The sequence below is a fragment of the Mesorhizobium sp. 1B3 genome (genome assembly GCF_050958605.1).
GTDB lineage: Bacteria > Pseudomonadota > Alphaproteobacteria > Rhizobiales > Rhizobiaceae.
The window spans coordinates 1019402-1037017 of the sequence record NZ_JBJHDO010000001.1; the positions used below are offsets into that span (position 1 = coordinate 1019402).

Genomic DNA, 17616 nt, shown 5'->3' on the forward strand with positions numbered 1-17616 from the left:
GGTATCCTATGCGCTGGGAGAAGCTCACCACCAACGAGTTCGCCGGGCTCGACCGCTCGATTCCCGTGGTCGTCAACGTCGCCGCTATTGAGCAGCACGGCCCGCATCTGACCATCGATACAGACGCCACGATCGGCGCCCATTTCCTGGAGAGGCTCGATGAGCGCATGGGCGACAGGGTCCTGATCCTGCCGCAAGTCAAGGTGTGCTGCTCCGAACATCACATGGAATTTCCGGGCACGCTCAGCGTGCGCCACGAGACCTTCCTCGCCTATGTCGGCGACATGCTGGACAGCGTCGCGCGGCACGGTTTCACGAATATCGTGATCTTCAACAGCCATGGCGGCAACCAGGCCGTCGGGCAGGTGCTGCTCGAGAGGTTCGGGTCGAGCCACCGCAATTGCCATGTCGCCATGCTGACCTGGTGGCGGCTTGCCGCACCGGAACTTGAAACCATTCGCGAGACCGGCTTTGCCGGTGTGAACCATGCCTGCGAATTCGAGACCTCGCTGATGCTCCTTGCCGCGCCCGACGACGTGCGGCGCGAGTTGGTCGGCGGGATGTCCTATGTGGAGACACATGATTGGGCGAATGCCGACATGATCCGCGCCAGCCGCGGTGCGCTTTTCCGCACCATGTACGAAATGTCGGGCGGAACGGGCGTGGTCGGCGATCCGTCGAGCGCGACCGTGGAAAAGGGGCAGCGCATCAGCGATGCTGTGCTGACCCAGGTGGAACGCGTCGTCACATCGCTGGCCAAGACCGGCTAAGGCAAGATGCGGTTTCGACGGAAGCGATAGCGTTTTCGGGCTTCAGAAGGGAGGATACATGTTGAAAAAATTGACCGTCGCGGCATTCGCCGGCGTGAGCATGCTGGTTGCCGCATATGCCCAGGCGCAGGAGCGCGGCGGCGTCGTCAATGTCGCGACGATCGGCGAGCTCACGACGCTCGACCCGATGACGGCCACCGGCGATCTGCTCGGCATGGTGACGCAGCATTTCTTCGAGACGCTCTACACCTTCGACAAGAACTGGAACGTCGCGCCGTTGCTTGCCGAGGCGCTGCCGGAAGTCTCTGCCGACGGCAAGGTCCATACGATCAAGCTTCGCCAGGGCATCACTTTCCACGACGGCAGCGCGATGACGTCGGAAGACGTGGTCGCTTCGCTCAAGCGCTGGCTCGCTGTCGCATCACGCGGCAAGCTGGTCGCGGCCAATCTGGAAAAGCTCGAAGCCGTCGACGACTACACGATCGAGCTGACGCTCAAGCAGCCTTTCGCGCCACTGGCCGTGCTTCTGGCCTTCAACAATTCCGCGGCCGTCGTGCTTCCCTCCGAGAAGATCGCGGAGACGCTGTCGGAATATGTCGGCACAGGCCCCTACATGATCAAGGAGCGCAAGCCGGACCAGTATCTGCAGCTCGTCCGTTTCGATGGCTACAAGGCCCGCGAGGGAGAGCCGGACGGCTTCGGCGGTGCGCGCAAGCAATATCTCGACGAGATCCGCTTCGTGCCGGTACCGGACGCCAACACCCGTGTCGAGGGTGCCATCGCCGGACAGTACGACTATGCCGACCTGCTGCCGGCCGAAGCCTTCGATCGCCTCAACGGCCAGGCCAAGACCGAGCCTCTCGTGCTGAAGTCGTTCGGCTGGCCGATGTTCATCATGAACAACAAGGAAGGCATGATGACCACGGTCGGTATGCGCAAAGCCGTCCAGGCCGCGCTGAACGCCGAGGACATGCTGGCCGCCGCCTTCGGCAAGCCAGAATTCTACACCGTCGACGGCGCTCTTTACCCTGAGGGTTATCAATGGCGCACCGATGCAGGTGTCGACGCCTACAATATTGGAGATCCGGAAAAGGCGAAGGCACTCGCAACCGAAGCCGGTTACGATGGCAAGCCGATCCGTATCCTCACCAGCCGGCAATACGAGTTCCACTACAAGATGGCACAGGTGGCCGCCGAATACCTGAAGATGGCGGGCTTCGCGGTCCAGCTCGACGTCGTGGACTGGGCAACGCTGGTGCAGCGCCGCGCGGAGCCGGCCCTGTGGGACATCTTCATCACGCACAGCCCCTTCCTGCCGGATCCTGCGCTGATCGCACCGCTTCCGGCATCCTACCCGGGCTGGTGGGCGAGCGAGGAGAAGGAAAAGCTCCTCGTCGCGCTCAATACGGAAATGGATGCTCAGAAGCGTGTTGCGATATGGTCTGATCTTCAGAAGCTGATTTACGACGAGGCGCCTTTCTACAAGGTCGGCGATTTCAGCGCGCTCTCTGCGAAGTCACCCCGCCTGCAGGGCTTTACCCCCTCGGCATGGCCTTTCTTCTGGAACGCGCATCTCGGCAAGTAACGCCAAATGGCGATAAGGCCCTCGGCGCGGCGTTGCTGCGCCGAGGACCGAAGGGGAGCCGATCGATGACACGATACGTGCTGCAACGCCTTCTCGGTATGCTGACGGTGATGTTTACCGTGGTCACGATCGTTTTTGTCATCGTGCGCGTGGCGCCCGGCGATCCGGCGGCCGTCATGCTTGGCCCCGACGCGACGGCGGCGGACATCGAGGCGCTGCGAATTCGTCTAGGCCTCGACCAGCCCCTGCCTGTCCAGTATCTTTATTTTCTGGCGCAACTCGGCCGTGGCGACCTGGGCCATTCGATTTTTCTCGACATGCCGGTGGCGAGCGCACTGCTGGAGCGAGCCGAACCGACTTTTTTCCTGACCCTGTTCGCGATGCTGATCGCCAGCGCGATCGCGCTCCCCGTCGGTATACTGTCCGCCTATAGGCGCGGCACCTTTTTCGACCAGTCGATCACGACCCTCACGATGCTTGCAGCAAGCATCCCGAGTTTCTGGCTCGGCCTGATCCTGATCCAGCTCTTCGCGGTGCGGCTGGGCTGGTTCCCGGTCGCCGGCTACGGAGGACCGGACGCATCCTTCCTGACGAGGCTCAGTCATCTCGTGCTTCCCGCGACGGCCCTGGGCATCGTGTCGTCGGCCCTCATCACCCGCTTCACCCGGGCTTCCATGCTGGACGTTCTTAATGACGACTATGTGCGTACAGCGCGGTCGAAAGGCATGGGGGAACTGAGGGTCGTCATGAAACACGCCTTCAAGAATGCCTTGATTCCCGTTCTCACTGTGATCGGTCTCACCGCCGCGCTGCTGGTCTCGGGCGCCGTCGTCACGGAGACGGTCTTCAGCCTGCCCGGCGTGGGCAATCTCGTGGTTTCGGCCGTTCTCAGGCGCGACTATCCGGTCATCCAGGGAGCCTTGCTCGTGATCGCGGCGATCTATGTGCTGATCAATTTCGGAATCGACATGCTCTATCTCCTGATAGACCCACGGGTGCGCTATTAATGTCCGCCTTGCCCGCCAGCACGGATGCTCCGCGCATTTCGAGGCTCGTCCTGCAGCGCAAGACGCTCGCTATCGGTCTCGCCATCATATTGGCGATCACACTGCTTGCCGTGCTTGCGCCGTTGGTCGCGCCCTATTCGCCAAGCAAGCTGTCGATCGTGAATCGACTCAAGCCGCCAAGCGCCCAGTGGTTCTTCGGCACGGACGAGTTCGGCAGGGATGTTTTCAGCCGCACCATCTATGCAGGCCAACTGTCGTTGCTCGTCGGCGCCGCATCGACTGCGCTCGCGGGGATCGTCGGCATCACGCTCGGCATCATGGCGGGTTTTTTCCGCAAGGCCGATGCGATCCTGTCGCGTGTCGTCGATGCGATGATGGCTTTCCCCGATATCCTGCTGGCGATCGCGCTTGTCGCGGCACTCGGACCGTCGCTTCCCACAGTCATCGTTGCGCTCGGCATCGTCTATGCGCCCCGCCTTGCGCGTATCGTGCGCGCTTCCACGCTGGTGATCCGCGAACTGCCCTATGTCGAGGCGGCGCGCGCGCTCGGCGTGCCGACATGGCGCATCATGACCCGGCACGTCCTGCGCAATCTCGTTTCTCCGATTCTCGTTCAGGCGACCTTCATCTTTGCCTACGCCATGCTGGCCGAAGCCGGCCTCTCCTTTCTCGGTGTTGGCGTCAGCCCGGAAATTCCGACGTGGGGCACGATGATCGCCGCGGGCCGCCAATATATCGGCCAGGCCGACTGGATGACGATCTTTCCGGGCCTTGCGATCGTCCTCACCGTTCTTTCACTGCAATTGGTCGGTGACGGGCTGCGCGACCTTCTCGACCCGCGCTTGAGAAAAGACCTTTGATCATGGTCTTTTCCGCACCCACCACTTCCCAATCCGCGACGATAGTCGACGAGGACATCGTCCTGCGCGCCGAGAACCTGCGCACTCATTTCATCGCGGGGTCGCGCACGGCCAAATCGGTCGATGGTGTCACGCTGACGGTCCGCCGTGGCCAGACACTCGCGGTCGTCGGCGAGTCCGGTTCGGGAAAATCCGTCACAAGCCTTTCAATCATGCGGCTGCTGTCGCAACCCGGAAGGATCGTCGGCGGGCAGTTGCTCTACCGCATGCGGGATGGTGCGGTAGTCGACATTGCGACTCTCAGCGAGAAGCGCATGCGCGCCATTCGCGGCAAGGAGATCGCCATGATCTTTCAGGAGCCTATGACAAGCCTCAATCCGCTTTTCACCATAGGCGACCAGATCATGGAGATGATCCGCCTGCATGAGCCGATTGGGAGGGCCGAGGCTCGGATACGGGCCAGGCATATGCTGGAGCTGGTAGAGATCCCGGCGGCGGAAAAGCGTCTCGACCAATATCCTCATGAGATGTCGGGCGGCATGCGCCAGCGGGTGATGATCGCGCTTGCCCTTTCATGCAACCCGGCGCTGCTGATCGCGGACGAGCCGACCACGGCGCTCGACGTGACCATACAGGCGCAGATCCTGGACCTGATGCGCCGGCTCCAGCGAGAGATCGGCATGAGCATTCTGTTCGTCACGCACAATCTGGGCGTCGTGGCCGAGATCGCCCACGAGGTCGCGGTCATGTATGCCGGCCGCGTCGTGGAGCAAGCGCCCGTGCAGGACCTCTTCGCAAGACCGCGCCACCCCTACACCAACGGTTTGCTTGCCTGCATCCCCGATCCAAAACGTGACCGCGCCGAGGACGGGACGCGGCGCATGCTCAACCCGATCCCCGGCAGCGTGCCAAGCGTGCTGGCGCTGCCAATAGGCTGCGCTTTCGCGCCTCGTTGCCCCTTGAACGAGACGCGCTGCGAAACCGAGCTTCCGCCTCTGCTGGAAGCTTCCTCCACACATCTTACCCGCTGCTGGAGGCACGAACTCCTTTGACCGACGTGAACCAAGCCCGGCCGCGAGAGGATATCCTGCTGTCCGTCCGTGGCCTCAGCAAGCAGTTTCCCACCAAGAGCGGCGCGGTGAGGGCGGTCGAGGATATTTCCTTCGACGTCAGGCGCGGCCAGATCGTCGGCATCGTGGGCGAGTCCGGCTCCGGCAAGACGACGGCCGGAAGGTGCGTGCTGCGCTTGGTCGAACCCTCGTCGGGCGAGGCCGTCTTCGACGGCGTCGATATCTTCAAGCTGCCGGAGAAGAGCCTGCGCGCCTATCGCCGGCGTATGCAGATCATATTCCAGGACCCGTATTCGAGCCTCAATCCGCGCATGCGCGTCGGCGAGATCATCGGCGAGGCGATCGATACGCATGGGCTGGCGAGGGGCGCAGCGCGGAAGCAGCGCATAGACGAGCTGTTGGCGCGCGTCGGACTGTCACCGGAGCACGCACGCCGTTATCCCAACGAGTTCTCAGGCGGCCAGCGCCAGCGCATCGGCATAGCCCGGGCACTGGCTGTGGAACCCGAATTGATCATTGCCGACGAGCCGGTGTCGGCTCTCGATGTGTCGGTGCAGGCCCAGGTGCTGAACCTGATCCAGGAGCTCCAGCGGGAATTGGGCCTGTCGATGATCTTCATTTCGCACGACCTTACGGTGGTCGAATATCTCTGCGACGAGATCGTGGTGCTCTACCTCGGGCGGATCATGGAGCAGGGGCCGGCGCGCTCCGTTTACGCGCGGCCGCGTCATCCCTACACGAGGGCGCTTCTCGCCACCGCGCCGGTACCGGATCCGAATGTGCGGCGCGAACGAGTGATCCTGCAAGGCGATATTCCGAGCCCGCTCGATCCGCCGTCCGGCTGTGTCTTCCGTACTCGTTGCCGATATGCGCTTCCCGCCTGCGCGGAAAAGGTGCCTTCCCGCGAAGTGGTGGGTCTCGGTCACAGTGTGGCTTGTATCCGTCAGGCGGAGTTGCAAGCAAGCTGCGAGGAAATCCAATGAGCCCCTATGACCGGCTGGCAGAACTCGGCCTGGCCCTGCCGCCATTGCCGGGCCCTGTCGCGAATTACGTCCCGTTCGTACGCGAGGGCGACATGATCTACCTGTCGGGGCAGGGCCCGCGCGAGGCGGACGGCACCTTTCGCACCGGCAAGGTAGGCGCCGAGATCGACGTGGAGCAGGCCTATGAAGATGCGAGGCTTACCGGCCTCAATCTTCTGGCGGTGCTGCATAAGGCGATCGGCGATCTCTCGAGAGTGCGCCGCGTGGTCAAGCTGCTCGGCATGGTCAATGCGGTGCCCGATTTCCGCTCGCACCCGCAGGTCATCAATGGCTGCTCGGACCTGCTGGTGGCGGTTTTCGGCGAGAAGGGGCACCATGCCCGCTCCGCCGTCGGCCTCGGCTCGCTGCCGGAAAACATTACCGTCGAGGTCGAGGCTATCGTTGTTGTAGATTGACACTGCAGCGAGGATGCCCGACCACAGCCCGCCGCGACGCGGTTGCGCTCCGACTCTCGGCCGTTACCGATCGGATTCACCCAGTGAGGTCGCGATCGGCGCCCTGATCGCGACCTGCCCAAGCTCACATGCCGATATGTTGCGCGCAGGCGCTCGACGCCTATTCGCCGTAAGGAAGCCAGATGTTCTTCACCTGCGTGGCTCGGCGCAGATAGTCACGGCCTTGGCCCTGACGGGCGTCCATCCAGTCGCGAGTTCTGCCGGCGTTGACCCAGGTCGCCTTGAGGTTGCCGCAGGACGCCTTCTCGACCATGGCGCTGCCTTCCGCCGAACCCACATACCATAGCGCTGCCACTTCGTCGTGTTCGGCGAGCGTCTTCGCCAGGAGGTCCCGCTCGCCGGTGACAATATTGACGACACCACCCGGTACGTCGGACGTGTCGAGGACCTGATAGAGATTGGTAGCGACCAGCGGATGCCTGGTCGAGGGCACGACGACGACCCGGTTGCCCATGGCGATGGCCGGCAGGACCAACGACACCAAGGAGAGCAGCGGCATCTCGTCCGGGCATATGATTCCCATCACTCCCCAGGGTTCGTTGAGCGCGAGCGTCACATGGCGAGACTTGGTCGAATGCACTGCGCCATCGAACTTGTCCGACTGGGCGGCATAATAGAAGATGCGCCTGAGGGTCACATCGAACTCGGTCGTAGCCGCCTTGGCCGAAACTCCGGTGCTGTCGATCAGCAACGCCTCGAATTCGGCGCGGCGGGCATCGAGATTCTCGCCCAGGTAGTACAGCACCTGCGCGCGATTGTGCGCCGTCACGCCGCCCCATCCGCCGGCTTTGGCCGCGGCCTCGACGGCGTTGCGGATATCCTTGCGGTTGCCGATGCCCGCCTCGCCGATGACCGCGCCGCCTTTGCCGACCACCGAGTAGGAGTAGCCCCCATCGGGCCGCGCCTGCTTGCCGCCGACGTAGTTCTTGGCGGTACGGTCGATCGCGTCCGAATGGGCCAGCTTCATGCCAAGAGCGGGAGCAGCGGAAGGCTTCAGCTGCGCCTCGACCTTCGCGACGGGGAGTGCCTTTTCCCAATTGGCGACGAGATATTCATGGAGGCCTTCGCGCGCGCCTTCGCGTCCGAAGCCGCTTTCGCGGTAGCCGCCGAAACCGGCGCCGGCATCGAGCATGTTGGTGCAGTTGATCCAAACGACGCCGGCCTTTACCCGCGCGGCCACGTCAAGGGCTAGGTTGACGTTTTCCGACCAGACCGAAGCGGCGAGACCGTAACGCGTGTTGTTGGCGAGGGACACCGCTTCGTCGGGCGTGCGGAAGGTCATGGCGGTGGCGATCGGGCCGAAGATCTCTACCTGACAGACCGTCGAGGCGGGCTCGACATCCGTGAAGAAGCCCGGCGCGAAGAAATTGCCCTTCGCGGGTAGCTTGGCGGACGCTTGCCAGAGGGTGCCGCCTTCCTGCTGCCCCTGGGCGATGAGGCCGCTGATGCGCTTGAGCTGATCCTTCGAGACGATTGCGCCGACATCGGTGCATTTATCGAGCGGATCGCCGACGCGCAGCGTCTCCATCCGCTTGCGCAGCTTGCCGTGGAAGCGCTCGGCAATGCCTTCCTGAACGAGGATGCGGGAGCCGGCGCAGCAGACCTCGCCCTGGTTGAACCAGATCGCGTCCACGACGCCTTCGACGGCGCCGTCTATATCGGCATCCTCGAAGACGATGAAGGGCGACTTGCCGCCGAGTTCGAGCGACAGCTTCTTGCCGGAGCCGGCAAGCTGGTCGCGGATGACGCGGCCGACCTCTGTCGAGCCGGTGAAGGCGACCTTGTCGACGTCGTCATGGCCGCAGAGTGCGGCGCCGGTCGTGCCGTCGCCGTGGACGATATTGACCACGCCGGCCGGCAGCCCAACCTCGTGGCAGATCTCGGCGAAGGCGATCGCGGTGAGCGGGGTCTGCTCGGCAGGTTTGAGAACCAGCGTGTTGCCGGCGGCCAAGGCCGGAGCAACCTTCCAGGCGAGCATGAGCAGCGGGAAGTTCCACGGGATCACCTGCCCGCAGACACCGACCGGCGAGAAATCCTCGAACTCGCTCTCCACCAATTCGGCCCAGCCGGCATGGTGATAGAAATGGCGCGCGACGAGCGGAATGTCGATATCGCGGGTTTCGCGGATCGGCTTGCCGTTGTCCATCGTCTCCAGCACCGCGAGAAAGCGCTCGCGCTTCTGGATATGGCGGGCGATCGCGTAGAGATATTTCGCGCGCTGGTGACCGGAGAGCTTCGACCATTTCGGGAAAGCGGAGCGCGCCGCCTTGACGGCGGCGTCTACATCGGATGCGGAGCCGTGGGCCACGCGCGCCAGCACTTTCTCGTTCGCCGGATCGGTCACCTCAAAGGTCTCGACGCCGACCGCAGTGAAGCGGCCATTGATGAAATGGCCGAACCCGTCGGCGAGGGACTCCAGCCAATGGCGCACATCGTCATTGGCTTCGGGCGCGGGACCATATTCCATCGTGCGCAGAATGTCCTTGATCTGGTTCATCGGCGGGTCCTCATGCAAGCGGATGCTGGAAGGAGGCGGAGTAGCGGCCCGTCACGTGGTGTTCGAGCTGTCGTTCGATATCGCCGAGCATTGAGCTGGCGCCGATGCGAAAGAGGTTCGGCTGAAGCCAGGGCAGCCCAAGTTCCTCCTTCATCAGGATCTGCCAGGACATGGCGTCCTTGGCGGATTTGAGCCCGCCAGCCGGTTTGAAGCCGACGCGCTCGCCGGTCAAATCGAGGTAGTCGCGCAGGGCCCGAACCATGGTCAGGCTGACGGGAAGCGTCGCGTTGACATCCTCCTTGCCGGTCGAGGTCTTGATGAAGTCGGAACCGGCTTGCATCGCGACCATCGAGGCACGGTAGACATTGCGGAGCGTCTTGAGGTCGCCTGTGGCGAGTATCGCCTTCATGTGCGCGTCGCCGCAGGCTTCGCGCATCTGGCGCACCTCGTCGTATAGGGCTTGCCAGTTCTGCGTCAGCACATGCTCGCGGGTGATCACGATGTCGATCTCCGCAGCGCCTTGATCGACCGCGTAACGGATTTCGGCGAGACGTTGCGGCAGCGGTGTGAGGCCTGCCGGAAAGCCGGTCGCGACCGAAGCGACCGGTATGCCGGAGCCTTCCAGCGCCTTCACCGCATGCCCCACCATGGTGGGATAGACGCAGACCGCACCGGTGGTGATGTTCTCGCCGGCGAGCCCGAGCGCCTCGACGAGGTCGTCGCGTATCGGCTTGCGCGCCTTGGCGCAGAGACGACGCACACGCCCGGCCGTGTCGTCGCCGGACAGTGTCGTCAGGTCGATGCAGGTGATCGCCTTGACGAGCCATGCGGCTTGATGCGCCTTCTTCACGCTACGGCGGGTCGTAAGCGTTGCGGCTCGCCGCTCGCTGGCGGACAGGTTCACTGAGATGTCCTTGAACCAATCGGGCTGGAAACCGGTTCCCGGATTGCGCGCGTGGGCTTCACCCCTGGGGATTTCGACGAGGTACGGTGGGCTCGATGTCTGCACGGTCATGTGCGTCCCTTCCTATGGTCGATGAAGCGATTGAGCAAAATGGCCGCGACGATGATCAGGCCTGTGACGGTCATCTGGTAGAAGGAGCCCAATCCAAGCAGATTGAATATATTGCGCAGCACCTGCAGCAGCATTACGGCGAAAAAGGTGCCGAGCACGCCGCCGCGCCCGCCGAACAGGCTGGTCCCTCCAAGGACCACGGCGGCGATGGCGTCGAGTTCAAGGCCTTGGGCCGCGGTCGGCTGGCCGATGCGCAGGCGCGAAGTGAGCAGGATGCCGCCCAGGGCCGCCATCAGCCCGGAAACCGCGAAGACTCCCGTGACGATCAGCCTGGTTGGCAGCCCGGACAAGCGAGCCGCTTCCGGATTGCCGCCGGTCGCGTAGACATATTCTCCAAAGACGGTGAAGCGCAGAATAATGCCGGCGACGATGCACAGGACAATGAAGATCACCGCCATGGATGTCAGCGCAAAGCCGGGGAAGATCGGGATCATCGTCGAACTGATGGCGGCGAAGCCTTGCGGCAGGCCGCTCACCGGAACACCATCGGTGAGAAGATAGGTGATGCCACGGAACGAGACGAGGCCTGCCAGCGTAATGATGAAGCTCGGCACCTGCGCCAGTGCCGAGACGGCGCCCATCGCGGCGCCGCAGCAAAGGCCGACAAGAGCCGTGATCGCAATAGCGAGGAACGGGTCGTAGCCGTTCGTCATCAGCACCGCCACGACCATGCCGCACAACGCCACAACCGAGCCGACCGACAGGTCGATGTTGCCGGTAAGGATGACAAAGGTCATGCCGACGGCCACGACGCCGACGACGGTCGCCTGCTGGAACAGATTGGCGATGTTGCCGAACGTCAGGAAGTTGTCGGACAGCGACGCGGCTATCGCGACGACGACCAGAAAAATCAGGACGAAATTGTACTCGATGATAATGTCGACAAGCTTGCGGCCGAAGCCAGGCTGCTGGCCGCTCGCCGGCATCAGGGCCGTGTCAGTGCTGGACATGATCCTCACCCAGGATTGTGGCTCTCAGGATCGTTTCGCGATCCGTTGTCGATGGATTGAACTTGCCGATGTTGCGCCCCTCATGGAATACCCAGATCGCGTCACAGGCCGCGTAGATCTCGTCGAGCTCGCTGCTGGCAACGATGACAGCCGCGCCCTCGTCGGCAAGCTTGTCGACGAGGTTGTAGAGGTCTGCCTTGGCGCCGATGTCGAGGCCACGGCTGGGCTCGTCGAGCAGCAGCAGGCGCGCTCCATTGATGATCCACTTCGATAGCACAACCTTCTGCTGGTTGCCGCCGGAAAGCTGTGCGACGGCCTGTTCGGGCCTGCCGTACTTCGTGGAAAGAGTTTTCAGGACGGCCGTCGCCTTCTGCTTCTGCAAGCCATGGCGCATGAGCCAGTTGCCCCGGATCGAGGGCAGGGTCGCGTTCTTGTAGATCGGCGCGTGCAGGATCAACCCTTCCGTCTTCCGGCTTTCCGGCACGAGGGCGACACCGCAGCGGATCGCCGCCGCGGGGCTGCGCGGATGGAAGGGCTTTCCGTCGAGCACGATGTCGCCGCGGAAGGCATGGACGCCGAACAGGGCCTTGAGGAACGAGGTGCGGCCCGAGCCATTCAGGCCGGCGAGCCCGACGACTTCGCCCCAGCGGACCTCGAGCCCACTGATGTCGAGCCCTTCCGCACCAGCTAGCCGATTGACTCGCAAGGCCGTATCGCCCGTCACCGGCGGTCGTGCAGCTCGCTCCACCAGCGAGCGTTCCTTGCCGATGATCGCCTCGACCAGCACGTCGTCCGGTGTCGCCTCTATCTCGAATGTGTCAATGGTGCGCCCGCCGCGCAGCACCGTGACTCGATCGCCGATCTCGCGCAGTTCGCCCAGGCGGTGACTGACATAGAGGATCGCCACCCCCTGCCGCGCGAGTTCGCGGATCACGTCGAACACGGCTTCGATCTCGGTCTCGTTGAGCGAGGCCGAAGGCTCGTCCATGATGATGATCTTGGCGTCCATCGTCAGCGAGCGGGCGATGGCGGTGAGCTGCTGGTTGGCGATGGAGAGCGTTTCGACACGGACGTCGAGCGGGAAAGTAGCGCCCACGCGCGACAGCGCTTCCTGCGCACGCTTGCGTCTCGCGCGGCGGTCTATGAAGCCCATACGAGCCGGCGCATGGCCGAGGAACATGTTCTGCTCCACGGTAAGCTGAGGTACGAGGTCCAATTCCTGGTAGATCATGGAGATGCCGAGATGTGCAGCTTCGGCGGGAGAGCGCGGATGGACTTCCTGGCCATCCACGACGAGCGCGCCTCTGGTCGGGCGGTAGGCGCCCGCTATGATCTTCAGAAGGGTGGATTTGCCCGCTCCATTGGCGCCGAGCAGGCAGTGCACTTCGCCCTTGCGTACGCTGAGGTTTGCGGCTTCCAGAGCCACGATGTTTGGCGGAAAGCGTTTCGCCACTTCCCTGACTGCGAGAATCTCACTCTCCATCGCTGATCTCCAACGCAAAGCGAGCGATCGTCTCGTCGGTGATGAGGACCGAGACGTAGCGGCCTCTCAGCGCCGCCAACGCGATACGCGTCTTGTCAGCGCCGGCGACGACGCCGATCGAGCATCGCTTCGACTTCAGATGTTCGATGCGCAGACCTACCGTGCGGTCATCCAGCACGGCGTCGACGATTTGGCCCCGCGCATCGACGAAGCGGCCGAGGATATCTCCAACGGCGCCTGCCGCCTTCAGCCGGTCGAGGTCGCTTTCCTCGAGATAGCCCGAGCCGAAAAGAACAGAATCGTTGCTGATCGGACCCATGCTGAAGCAGACAACTTCTGCCTGCTGGGCTAGGTCGAGCACACGTTCGACGATCGGGTCTTCCTCCAGCGCCTGGCGCGTGGTGCTCTTTCCCACGATTGCCGGAACAGGCAGCAGGGTGGCGATGCCATTGGCGGACTTCGCGATCTCCTCAGCCACTGCGCTGGTCTGTGACGCGGTCGAGCGCAGGTTGATCGCGCCATTGAGGAGGACCACGTGCAGCCCAGGGCTCCAGTTAGCCGGCAGCCGACGCGCCACCGCCGTCATGGTGCGTCCCCAAGAGACGCCAAGCAGGTCGGGCTTCGGATTGATCCCGACGAGATAGTTGGCGGCAGCCTGGGCGACAGCCTCGATCAGCAATGCGTTGTCGGCAGCCACGCCGTTCGGCACGACAATGGCGTCGTGCAATCCGTAGGCCTGTTGCAGCATCACTTCCAGATTGGTGCGCCTGCGCGTCCGCGGCGTGATCTCGATGCGCACGACGCCGAGTTCGCGCGCCTCGGTCAGGAGGCGCTTGACCTGCCATCGTGTCAGGCCGAGTTCGGCAGCGATCTCGCTTTGCGTGCGCTCCAGGTCGTAGAAGAGCTTGGCCACGCGCACCATGAGGTGCTCGCGCTGCTCGTCCGAGGGCAGGCGGACGGATTGGGGCTGGCTTGCCTCGCTCATCGGCCCGCTCCCGCCGTCTGCTGTGCCGAAAGCGTGTGGAAAAGCGGCCGAAGCGCCTGTGTAGTCTCTCGATAACTCGACATCGCTTCGGCGTACCAGTCTTGGCGCGAAGCGTCCGGTTCGAGGCCTCGCGTCGGCGCGGTGCAGGCATCCGAGGCTGTGGTGAGATCAGGGAACAGGCCGAGGGCCGACGCGGAGCTGACGGCCGTGCCCACGAGTGACAGATTATCCTCATGTGCTACCCGAACCGGGCGTCCGAGCGCGTCGACCGTCGATTGCAGCCAGAGCGGGTTCTTGCAGATGCCGCCGGCCACCACGATCCGGTCGATTTCGACCCCTCGTTGCTCGAGCACGTCCACGACATTCGCGGACCCCAGCGCGATCGAGTCCACTGCCGACGCGTAGATGTCCGCCCGGTCGTGCCCGAGCGACAGGCCGAGGATCGCTCCGCGCAGATTGGCGTCTCGGTAGGGTGTGCGATTGCCCATCCAGTAGTCGAGCATCAGCAGCCCCGAACCCTCGGCGATGCGGCCGCTCGCCTCGGCGATAAGCGCCGTATGGCCCGCCGCATCGAGGCCGAAGATGGTGTGGCTGAGCCAGTTGAGGATGGAGCCCGTCGACACCTGACCCCCTTCGACCAGCCAGAGGCCATCCACCAACGCGTTGGGATAAGGACCCCAGAAGCCGGAGACGTCGCCCCGTTCGGCGAGATGGGTGAGGTGGACATTCGAGGTGCCGCCGATCAGCAGCATGCCGCTCGGCGCGACGGTGCCCGCGCCGAGCACGCCGATATGTGCGTCGATGCCGCCCTGTGCGACGATAGCCCGCGAGGTGATGCCGAGCGCGGCGGCCACATCCGGACGAAGGGGGGCCACCGTTTCCCCGACGGGGACGACCCGGCGGGGAAGCTTGTCCGCCAGTTCGGGCACGCCCAGCGCTGCATAAACGTCCGGGACGAACGCGCCGTTGAGGGAATCGTAGTTCCACTTGCAAGCAGCGTTCATGCGCGAGGCGGCCCATTCGCCGGTCAGGCGGTAGTTGACGAAATCGAGCGCTTCGCAGATGACAGCGGCGCGATCATAGACGGCCCGTTCGTTCGCCGCGAGCCACATTGCCTTCGGTACCAGCCACTCGCTGGCATCCTCGCCGCCGCTATAGGCCATCACCGGATGGTCGATGCGCCCCGTGTCACGCGATTCCTTCGTCGCGCGGGCGTCCATCCAGAGGATTGCGGGCCGCAGCGGTGCGCCTTCCCGGTCACAGACGACGACGGAGGAGGCGGTGGTCGCGACGCATACCGCCGCGATCTCGCCGGTTCCGGCTTCGGCCACCGCCTGCGATCCTGCGCTCAGCAGCGATCGCCACCATTGCTCGATGTCCTGCTCGGCCCAACCGGGTTTCGGGTATCGGGTTTCATAGGAGGCCTCGCGCAGCGACAGCATCTTCCTGCGCTCTATATCATAGACACCGGCCCTCACGCCTCCAGTGCCCAGATCAATGCTCAAAACCTTCGTCATGCCGTCGGTTCCTCCCGATGCTTGCCGTTTTCAGGGCCGGAAAAGCACCTTGGAGAAAAACAGGCTCCGGTCCTCCCTGAAGCGTGCGAACATTGCAGGGAGTTCGGAAAGATCAAGATCGTGCGTGATCATGAACTCCCATTCGAGTTCGCCTGACCCGAGCTTTTCGAGTGAAACCGTCCATTGGGGGCCAGGAAACGGTGCGCCGAACGAGTTCCAGGATCCGTGCAGCGAAACCTCCTGGCGCAGGAAATGCTGGAATGTCTTGTTGTCGAGCTGCACCTCGCCGACCGGAATGCCGATGAAGGCGACATGTCCACTTGGCGCGGCAAGCCGCGTGGCTGCATTGATAGCGGAGGGATGGCCCGCCGCCTCGATGATGACGTCGCACAGCAGATCGGTGCCCGGTTCGGTTCCGGCCAGGAAAGTATGCGTCGCGCCGGCGCGGCGCGCGAGTTCCAGCTTTGCTTCGGAGATATCGATCGCTACGACCTGGCTCGCGCCCATCAGCTTCATCCATTGTATGGCGAAGAGGCCGATCGGCCCGCACCCGATGACGCCGCCGCGCTGCCCCATGCGCACGCCGCCTGCCTTCCATATCGCGTGCAATGCGATCGAAGCCGGGTCGGTCATGGCCGCCGCACGTGGGTCGATCCCCTTCGGGGTCTTGATGAGATTGCCCACCGGCACGGCAACGAATTCGGCATAGGCACCGTCGCGGCGTGATCCGAAATAGTCATAGTGGCGGCAGCGCGAGAAATGCCCCTGCTGGCATTGGTCGCACTTGAAGCAGGGCAGCATGGGCGCGACCGCCACGAGTTCGCCCGGCGCGAACCCTTCCACACCATCACCAATCTCGGTGATATGGCCGGAAAACTCGTGACCGCAGATCAGCGGCATTTTGTGCGCGCCCTTGATCAGCATCCGCGGCAAGTCGGAGCCACAGACGCCTACCGAGGCCACCCTCACCATCACGTGGCCATACGAAACGATGGGTTTCGGAACGGTTTCGAGACGGATGTCTCCGGGCGTATGGAGAACTGCAGCGCGCATGCTCGGAAAGGTCCTGCTTTTTGGTGTGATATTCTTACGGGCGAGCGACACGTTCGCCGCCTCGACCCGTCCCTCGCGAGGTCGAAAGACGGACCTCGCGAGGGTGGGGAGGATGCTCGTTCCCGAGCCTGCTTACTGGCCGATCACCTGTGGCCGGTATTCCGCGAAGAGCCCGTCATGCGGAAACTTGCCGACATTCTCGGGCGTGACAAGCTGGGTGCCAGCGTCCACGAAGTCGGAAACTTTCCGATCGGCCGCAGCTTCACGCGCGACCTGAATGGTCACGTCCCCGAGATACTGCGGATCGTTGAGGGCGGTCGCGATATAGTTGCTGCCGCTTTCCATGAGCTGCAGCGCTTCCGACAGACCGTCGACGCCGGCCACGAACACGTCCTTGCGGCCGTTCTCGGTCAGGACCTGCAGCGCGCCGAGCGCCATGTCGTCATTATGGGCGTAGACGACTTTTACGTCCGAATTGGCCTGCAAAAGGTCCTGCATTGCAGTGACCGCGTTGGCTCGAATGTATTCCGCATATGGCCCCTGGACGATCGTATGACCTGAGCCCTCGATAGCGGCATGGAAGCCGTCGCGGCGGTCCATCATGACCGCGCCGCCTGCGTCGCCCTGGATCTCGACGATCTTGGCACCTTTGACGCCTTCGTCAGCGAGCTTCTTCACGACCGCCTCGCCCACCAAACCGCCCATCTTCTTGTTGTCGCGGCCGACATGCGCCGTGACGCCCTCGCCATTTATCGGGCGGTCGACGGTGATGACGGGGATGCCGGCAGCTGTGGCGGCTTCAAGCGACGGAACGACGGCATCCGGATTGACCGGATTGATGATCAGCGCGTCGACGCCCTGCGTGATGAGATCCTGAATGTCGTTGTTCTGCTTGGAAACATCTCCGTTGGCATCGAGGAAGATCAGCGTGTCGCCGCCGGCCTTCGCGGCCGCCTCGGCGCCATTGCGGAGTTGGACGTAGAAAGGTGACTGGAGCGTCACTTGGCTGAAGCCGATCTTGAGGCCTTCAGCCTGCGCGCTGGCCGGCGAAAAGCCGAGCACGGCGGCAATCGAAAGCGACGAAACGGCGAATGCAATACGGGTCAAGGCATTACGGCGGTCGAGCATGGTTTCCTCCCAAGAGTTCGATGAAACTTCCCAAATGTGCAGAGTTTTCACATTTGTGAGATCAAACTATTGGTAGAGATCGTCCGTTGTCAATAAGGCCAAGCTCGCGCGGCGATGGGAAGCGACGAGCAAGGGCGG

15 protein-coding genes are annotated in these 17616 nt (G+C 63.4%); 7 read left to right on the top strand and 8 right to left on the bottom strand.

What is annotated here, in order from left to right; all coding sequences use genetic code 11:
* Nucleotides 1-8: 8 nt before the first annotated feature.
* The 7 genes from ACCO56_RS04810 to ACCO56_RS04840 all read left to right on the top strand — a co-directional run bounded on the left by ACCO56_RS04810 (nt 9) and on the right by ACCO56_RS04840 (nt 6730).
* Nucleotides 9-770 (top strand): creatininase family protein, encoded by a 762-nt coding sequence (locus ACCO56_RS04810; protein WP_433638152.1) that lies wholly within the window; start codon nt 9-11, stop codon nt 768-770.
* Nucleotides 771-828: 58 nt separating this feature from the next.
* The gene (locus ACCO56_RS04815) at nt 829-2355 is read left to right on the top strand and encodes an ABC transporter substrate-binding protein (protein WP_433638154.1); all 1527 of its coding nucleotides are present in this window, start codon (nt 829-831) and stop codon (nt 2353-2355) included.
* Nucleotides 2356-2420: 65 nt separating this feature from the next.
* Entirely contained in the window at nt 2421-3362 is a 942-nt protein-coding gene (locus ACCO56_RS04820) for an ABC transporter permease (RefSeq protein WP_433638156.1), read from the top strand.
* Nucleotides 3362-4222 (top strand): ABC transporter permease, encoded by an 861-nt coding sequence (locus ACCO56_RS04825; protein WP_433638159.1) that lies wholly within the window; start codon nt 3362-3364, stop codon nt 4220-4222. The genes ACCO56_RS04820 and ACCO56_RS04825 overlap by 1 nt, the downstream gene beginning before the upstream one ends.
* 2 nt (nt 4223-4224) lie before the next feature.
* Nucleotides 4225-5274 carry an ABC transporter ATP-binding protein gene (locus ACCO56_RS04830; protein WP_433638161.1) on the top strand — a complete coding sequence of 350 codons (1050 nt, stop codon included), beginning with the start codon at nt 4225-4227 and terminating at the stop codon, nt 5272-5274.
* 5 nt (nt 5275-5279) lie between these two features.
* On the top strand, nt 5280-6275 hold the full coding sequence (locus ACCO56_RS04835; protein ID WP_433638348.1) for an ABC transporter ATP-binding protein: 996 nt from the start codon (nt 5280-5282) through the stop codon (nt 6273-6275).
* Nucleotides 6272-6730 carry a RidA family protein gene (locus tag ACCO56_RS04840; protein ID WP_433638164.1) on the top strand — a complete coding sequence of 153 codons (459 nt, stop codon included), beginning with the start codon at nt 6272-6274 and terminating at the stop codon, nt 6728-6730. The genes ACCO56_RS04835 and ACCO56_RS04840 overlap by 4 nt, the downstream gene beginning before the upstream one ends.
* 160 nt (nt 6731-6890) lie before the next feature.
* On the opposite strand, the gene ACCO56_RS04845 is transcribed toward ACCO56_RS04840, so the two are convergent.
* The 8 genes from ACCO56_RS04845 to ACCO56_RS04880 form a co-directional block, all read right to left on the bottom strand.
* A complete protein-coding gene (locus ACCO56_RS04845; RefSeq protein WP_433638166.1) occupies nt 6891-9287 on the bottom strand; it encodes an aldehyde dehydrogenase family protein in 2397 nt (798 codons plus the stop codon).
* 10 nt (nt 9288-9297) lie between these two features.
* A complete protein-coding gene (gene deoC, locus ACCO56_RS04850) occupies nt 9298-10302 on the bottom strand; it encodes a deoxyribose-phosphate aldolase (protein WP_433638168.1) in 1005 nt (334 codons plus the stop codon).
* On the bottom strand, nt 10299-11312 hold the full coding sequence (locus ACCO56_RS04855; protein WP_433638171.1) for an ABC transporter permease: 1014 nt from the start codon (nt 11310-11312) through the stop codon (nt 10299-10301). Before ACCO56_RS04855 ends, deoC begins: the two co-directional genes overlap by 4 nt.
* Entirely contained in the window at nt 11299-12795 is a 1497-nt protein-coding gene (locus tag ACCO56_RS04860) for a sugar ABC transporter ATP-binding protein (protein ID WP_433638173.1), read from the bottom strand. Before ACCO56_RS04860 ends, ACCO56_RS04855 begins: the two co-directional genes overlap by 14 nt.
* The gene (locus ACCO56_RS04865) at nt 12785-13780 is read right to left on the bottom strand and encodes a sugar-binding transcriptional regulator (protein ID WP_433638174.1); all 996 of its coding nucleotides are present in this window, start codon (nt 13778-13780) and stop codon (nt 12785-12787) included. Before ACCO56_RS04865 ends, ACCO56_RS04860 begins: the two co-directional genes overlap by 11 nt.
* Nucleotides 13777-15297: an FGGY-family carbohydrate kinase gene (locus tag ACCO56_RS04870; RefSeq protein WP_433638176.1), complete on the bottom strand. Its 1521-nt coding sequence runs from the start codon at nt 15295-15297 to the stop codon at nt 13777-13779. Before ACCO56_RS04870 ends, ACCO56_RS04865 begins: the two co-directional genes overlap by 4 nt.
* Before the next feature lie 30 nt (nt 15298-15327).
* Nucleotides 15328-16350, bottom strand: a complete 1023-nt coding sequence (locus ACCO56_RS04875) for a galactitol-1-phosphate 5-dehydrogenase (RefSeq protein WP_433638178.1) — start codon at nt 16348-16350, stop codon at nt 15328-15330.
* 132 nt (nt 16351-16482) lie between these two features.
* Complete coding sequence (locus ACCO56_RS04880; RefSeq protein ID WP_433638180.1) at nt 16483-17478, bottom strand: substrate-binding domain-containing protein; 996 nt, start codon at nt 17476-17478, stop codon at nt 16483-16485.
* Nucleotides 17479-17616 lie beyond the last annotated feature (138 nt).

What these genes read in the sequence shown, in the direction of transcription:
- ACCO56_RS04810 (WP_433638152.1), top strand. Translation starts at nt 9, where the DNA reads ATGCGCTGGGAGAAGCTCACCACCAACGAGTTCGCCGGGCTCGACCGC.
- ACCO56_RS04875 (WP_433638178.1), bottom strand. Translation starts at nt 16,350, where the DNA reads ATGCGCGCTGCAGTTCTCCATACGCCCGGAGACATCCGTCTCGAAACC.
- ACCO56_RS04855 (WP_433638171.1), bottom strand. Translation starts at nt 11,312, where the DNA reads ATGTCCAGCACTGACACGGCCCTGATGCCGGCGAGCGGCCAGCAGCCT.
- ACCO56_RS04860 (WP_433638173.1), bottom strand. Translation starts at nt 12,795, where the DNA reads ATGGAGAGTGAGATTCTCGCAGTCAGGGAAGTGGCGAAACGCTTTCCG.
- deoC (WP_433638168.1), bottom strand. Translation starts at nt 10,302, where the DNA reads ATGACCGTGCAGACATCGAGCCCACCGTACCTCGTCGAAATCCCCAGG.
- ACCO56_RS04870 (WP_433638176.1), bottom strand. Translation starts at nt 15,297, where the DNA reads ATGACGAAGGTTTTGAGCATTGATCTGGGCACTGGAGGCGTGAGGGCC.
- ACCO56_RS04865 (WP_433638174.1), bottom strand. Translation starts at nt 13,780, where the DNA reads ATGAGCGAGGCAAGCCAGCCCCAATCCGTCCGCCTGCCCTCGGACGAG.
- ACCO56_RS04820 (WP_433638156.1), top strand. Translation starts at nt 2,421, where the DNA reads ATGACACGATACGTGCTGCAACGCCTTCTCGGTATGCTGACGGTGATG.
- ACCO56_RS04840 (WP_433638164.1), top strand. Translation starts at nt 6,272, where the DNA reads ATGAGCCCCTATGACCGGCTGGCAGAACTCGGCCTGGCCCTGCCGCCA.
- ACCO56_RS04880 (WP_433638180.1), bottom strand. Translation starts at nt 17,478, where the DNA reads ATGCTCGACCGCCGTAATGCCTTGACCCGTATTGCATTCGCCGTTTCG.
- ACCO56_RS04845 (WP_433638166.1), bottom strand. Translation starts at nt 9,287, where the DNA reads ATGAACCAGATCAAGGACATTCTGCGCACGATGGAATATGGTCCCGCG.
- ACCO56_RS04815 (WP_433638154.1), top strand. Translation starts at nt 829, where the DNA reads ATGTTGAAAAAATTGACCGTCGCGGCATTCGCCGGCGTGAGCATGCTG.
- ACCO56_RS04825 (WP_433638159.1), top strand. Translation starts at nt 3,362, where the DNA reads ATGTCCGCCTTGCCCGCCAGCACGGATGCTCCGCGCATTTCGAGGCTC.
- ACCO56_RS04830 (WP_433638161.1), top strand. Translation starts at nt 4,225, where the DNA reads ATGGTCTTTTCCGCACCCACCACTTCCCAATCCGCGACGATAGTCGAC.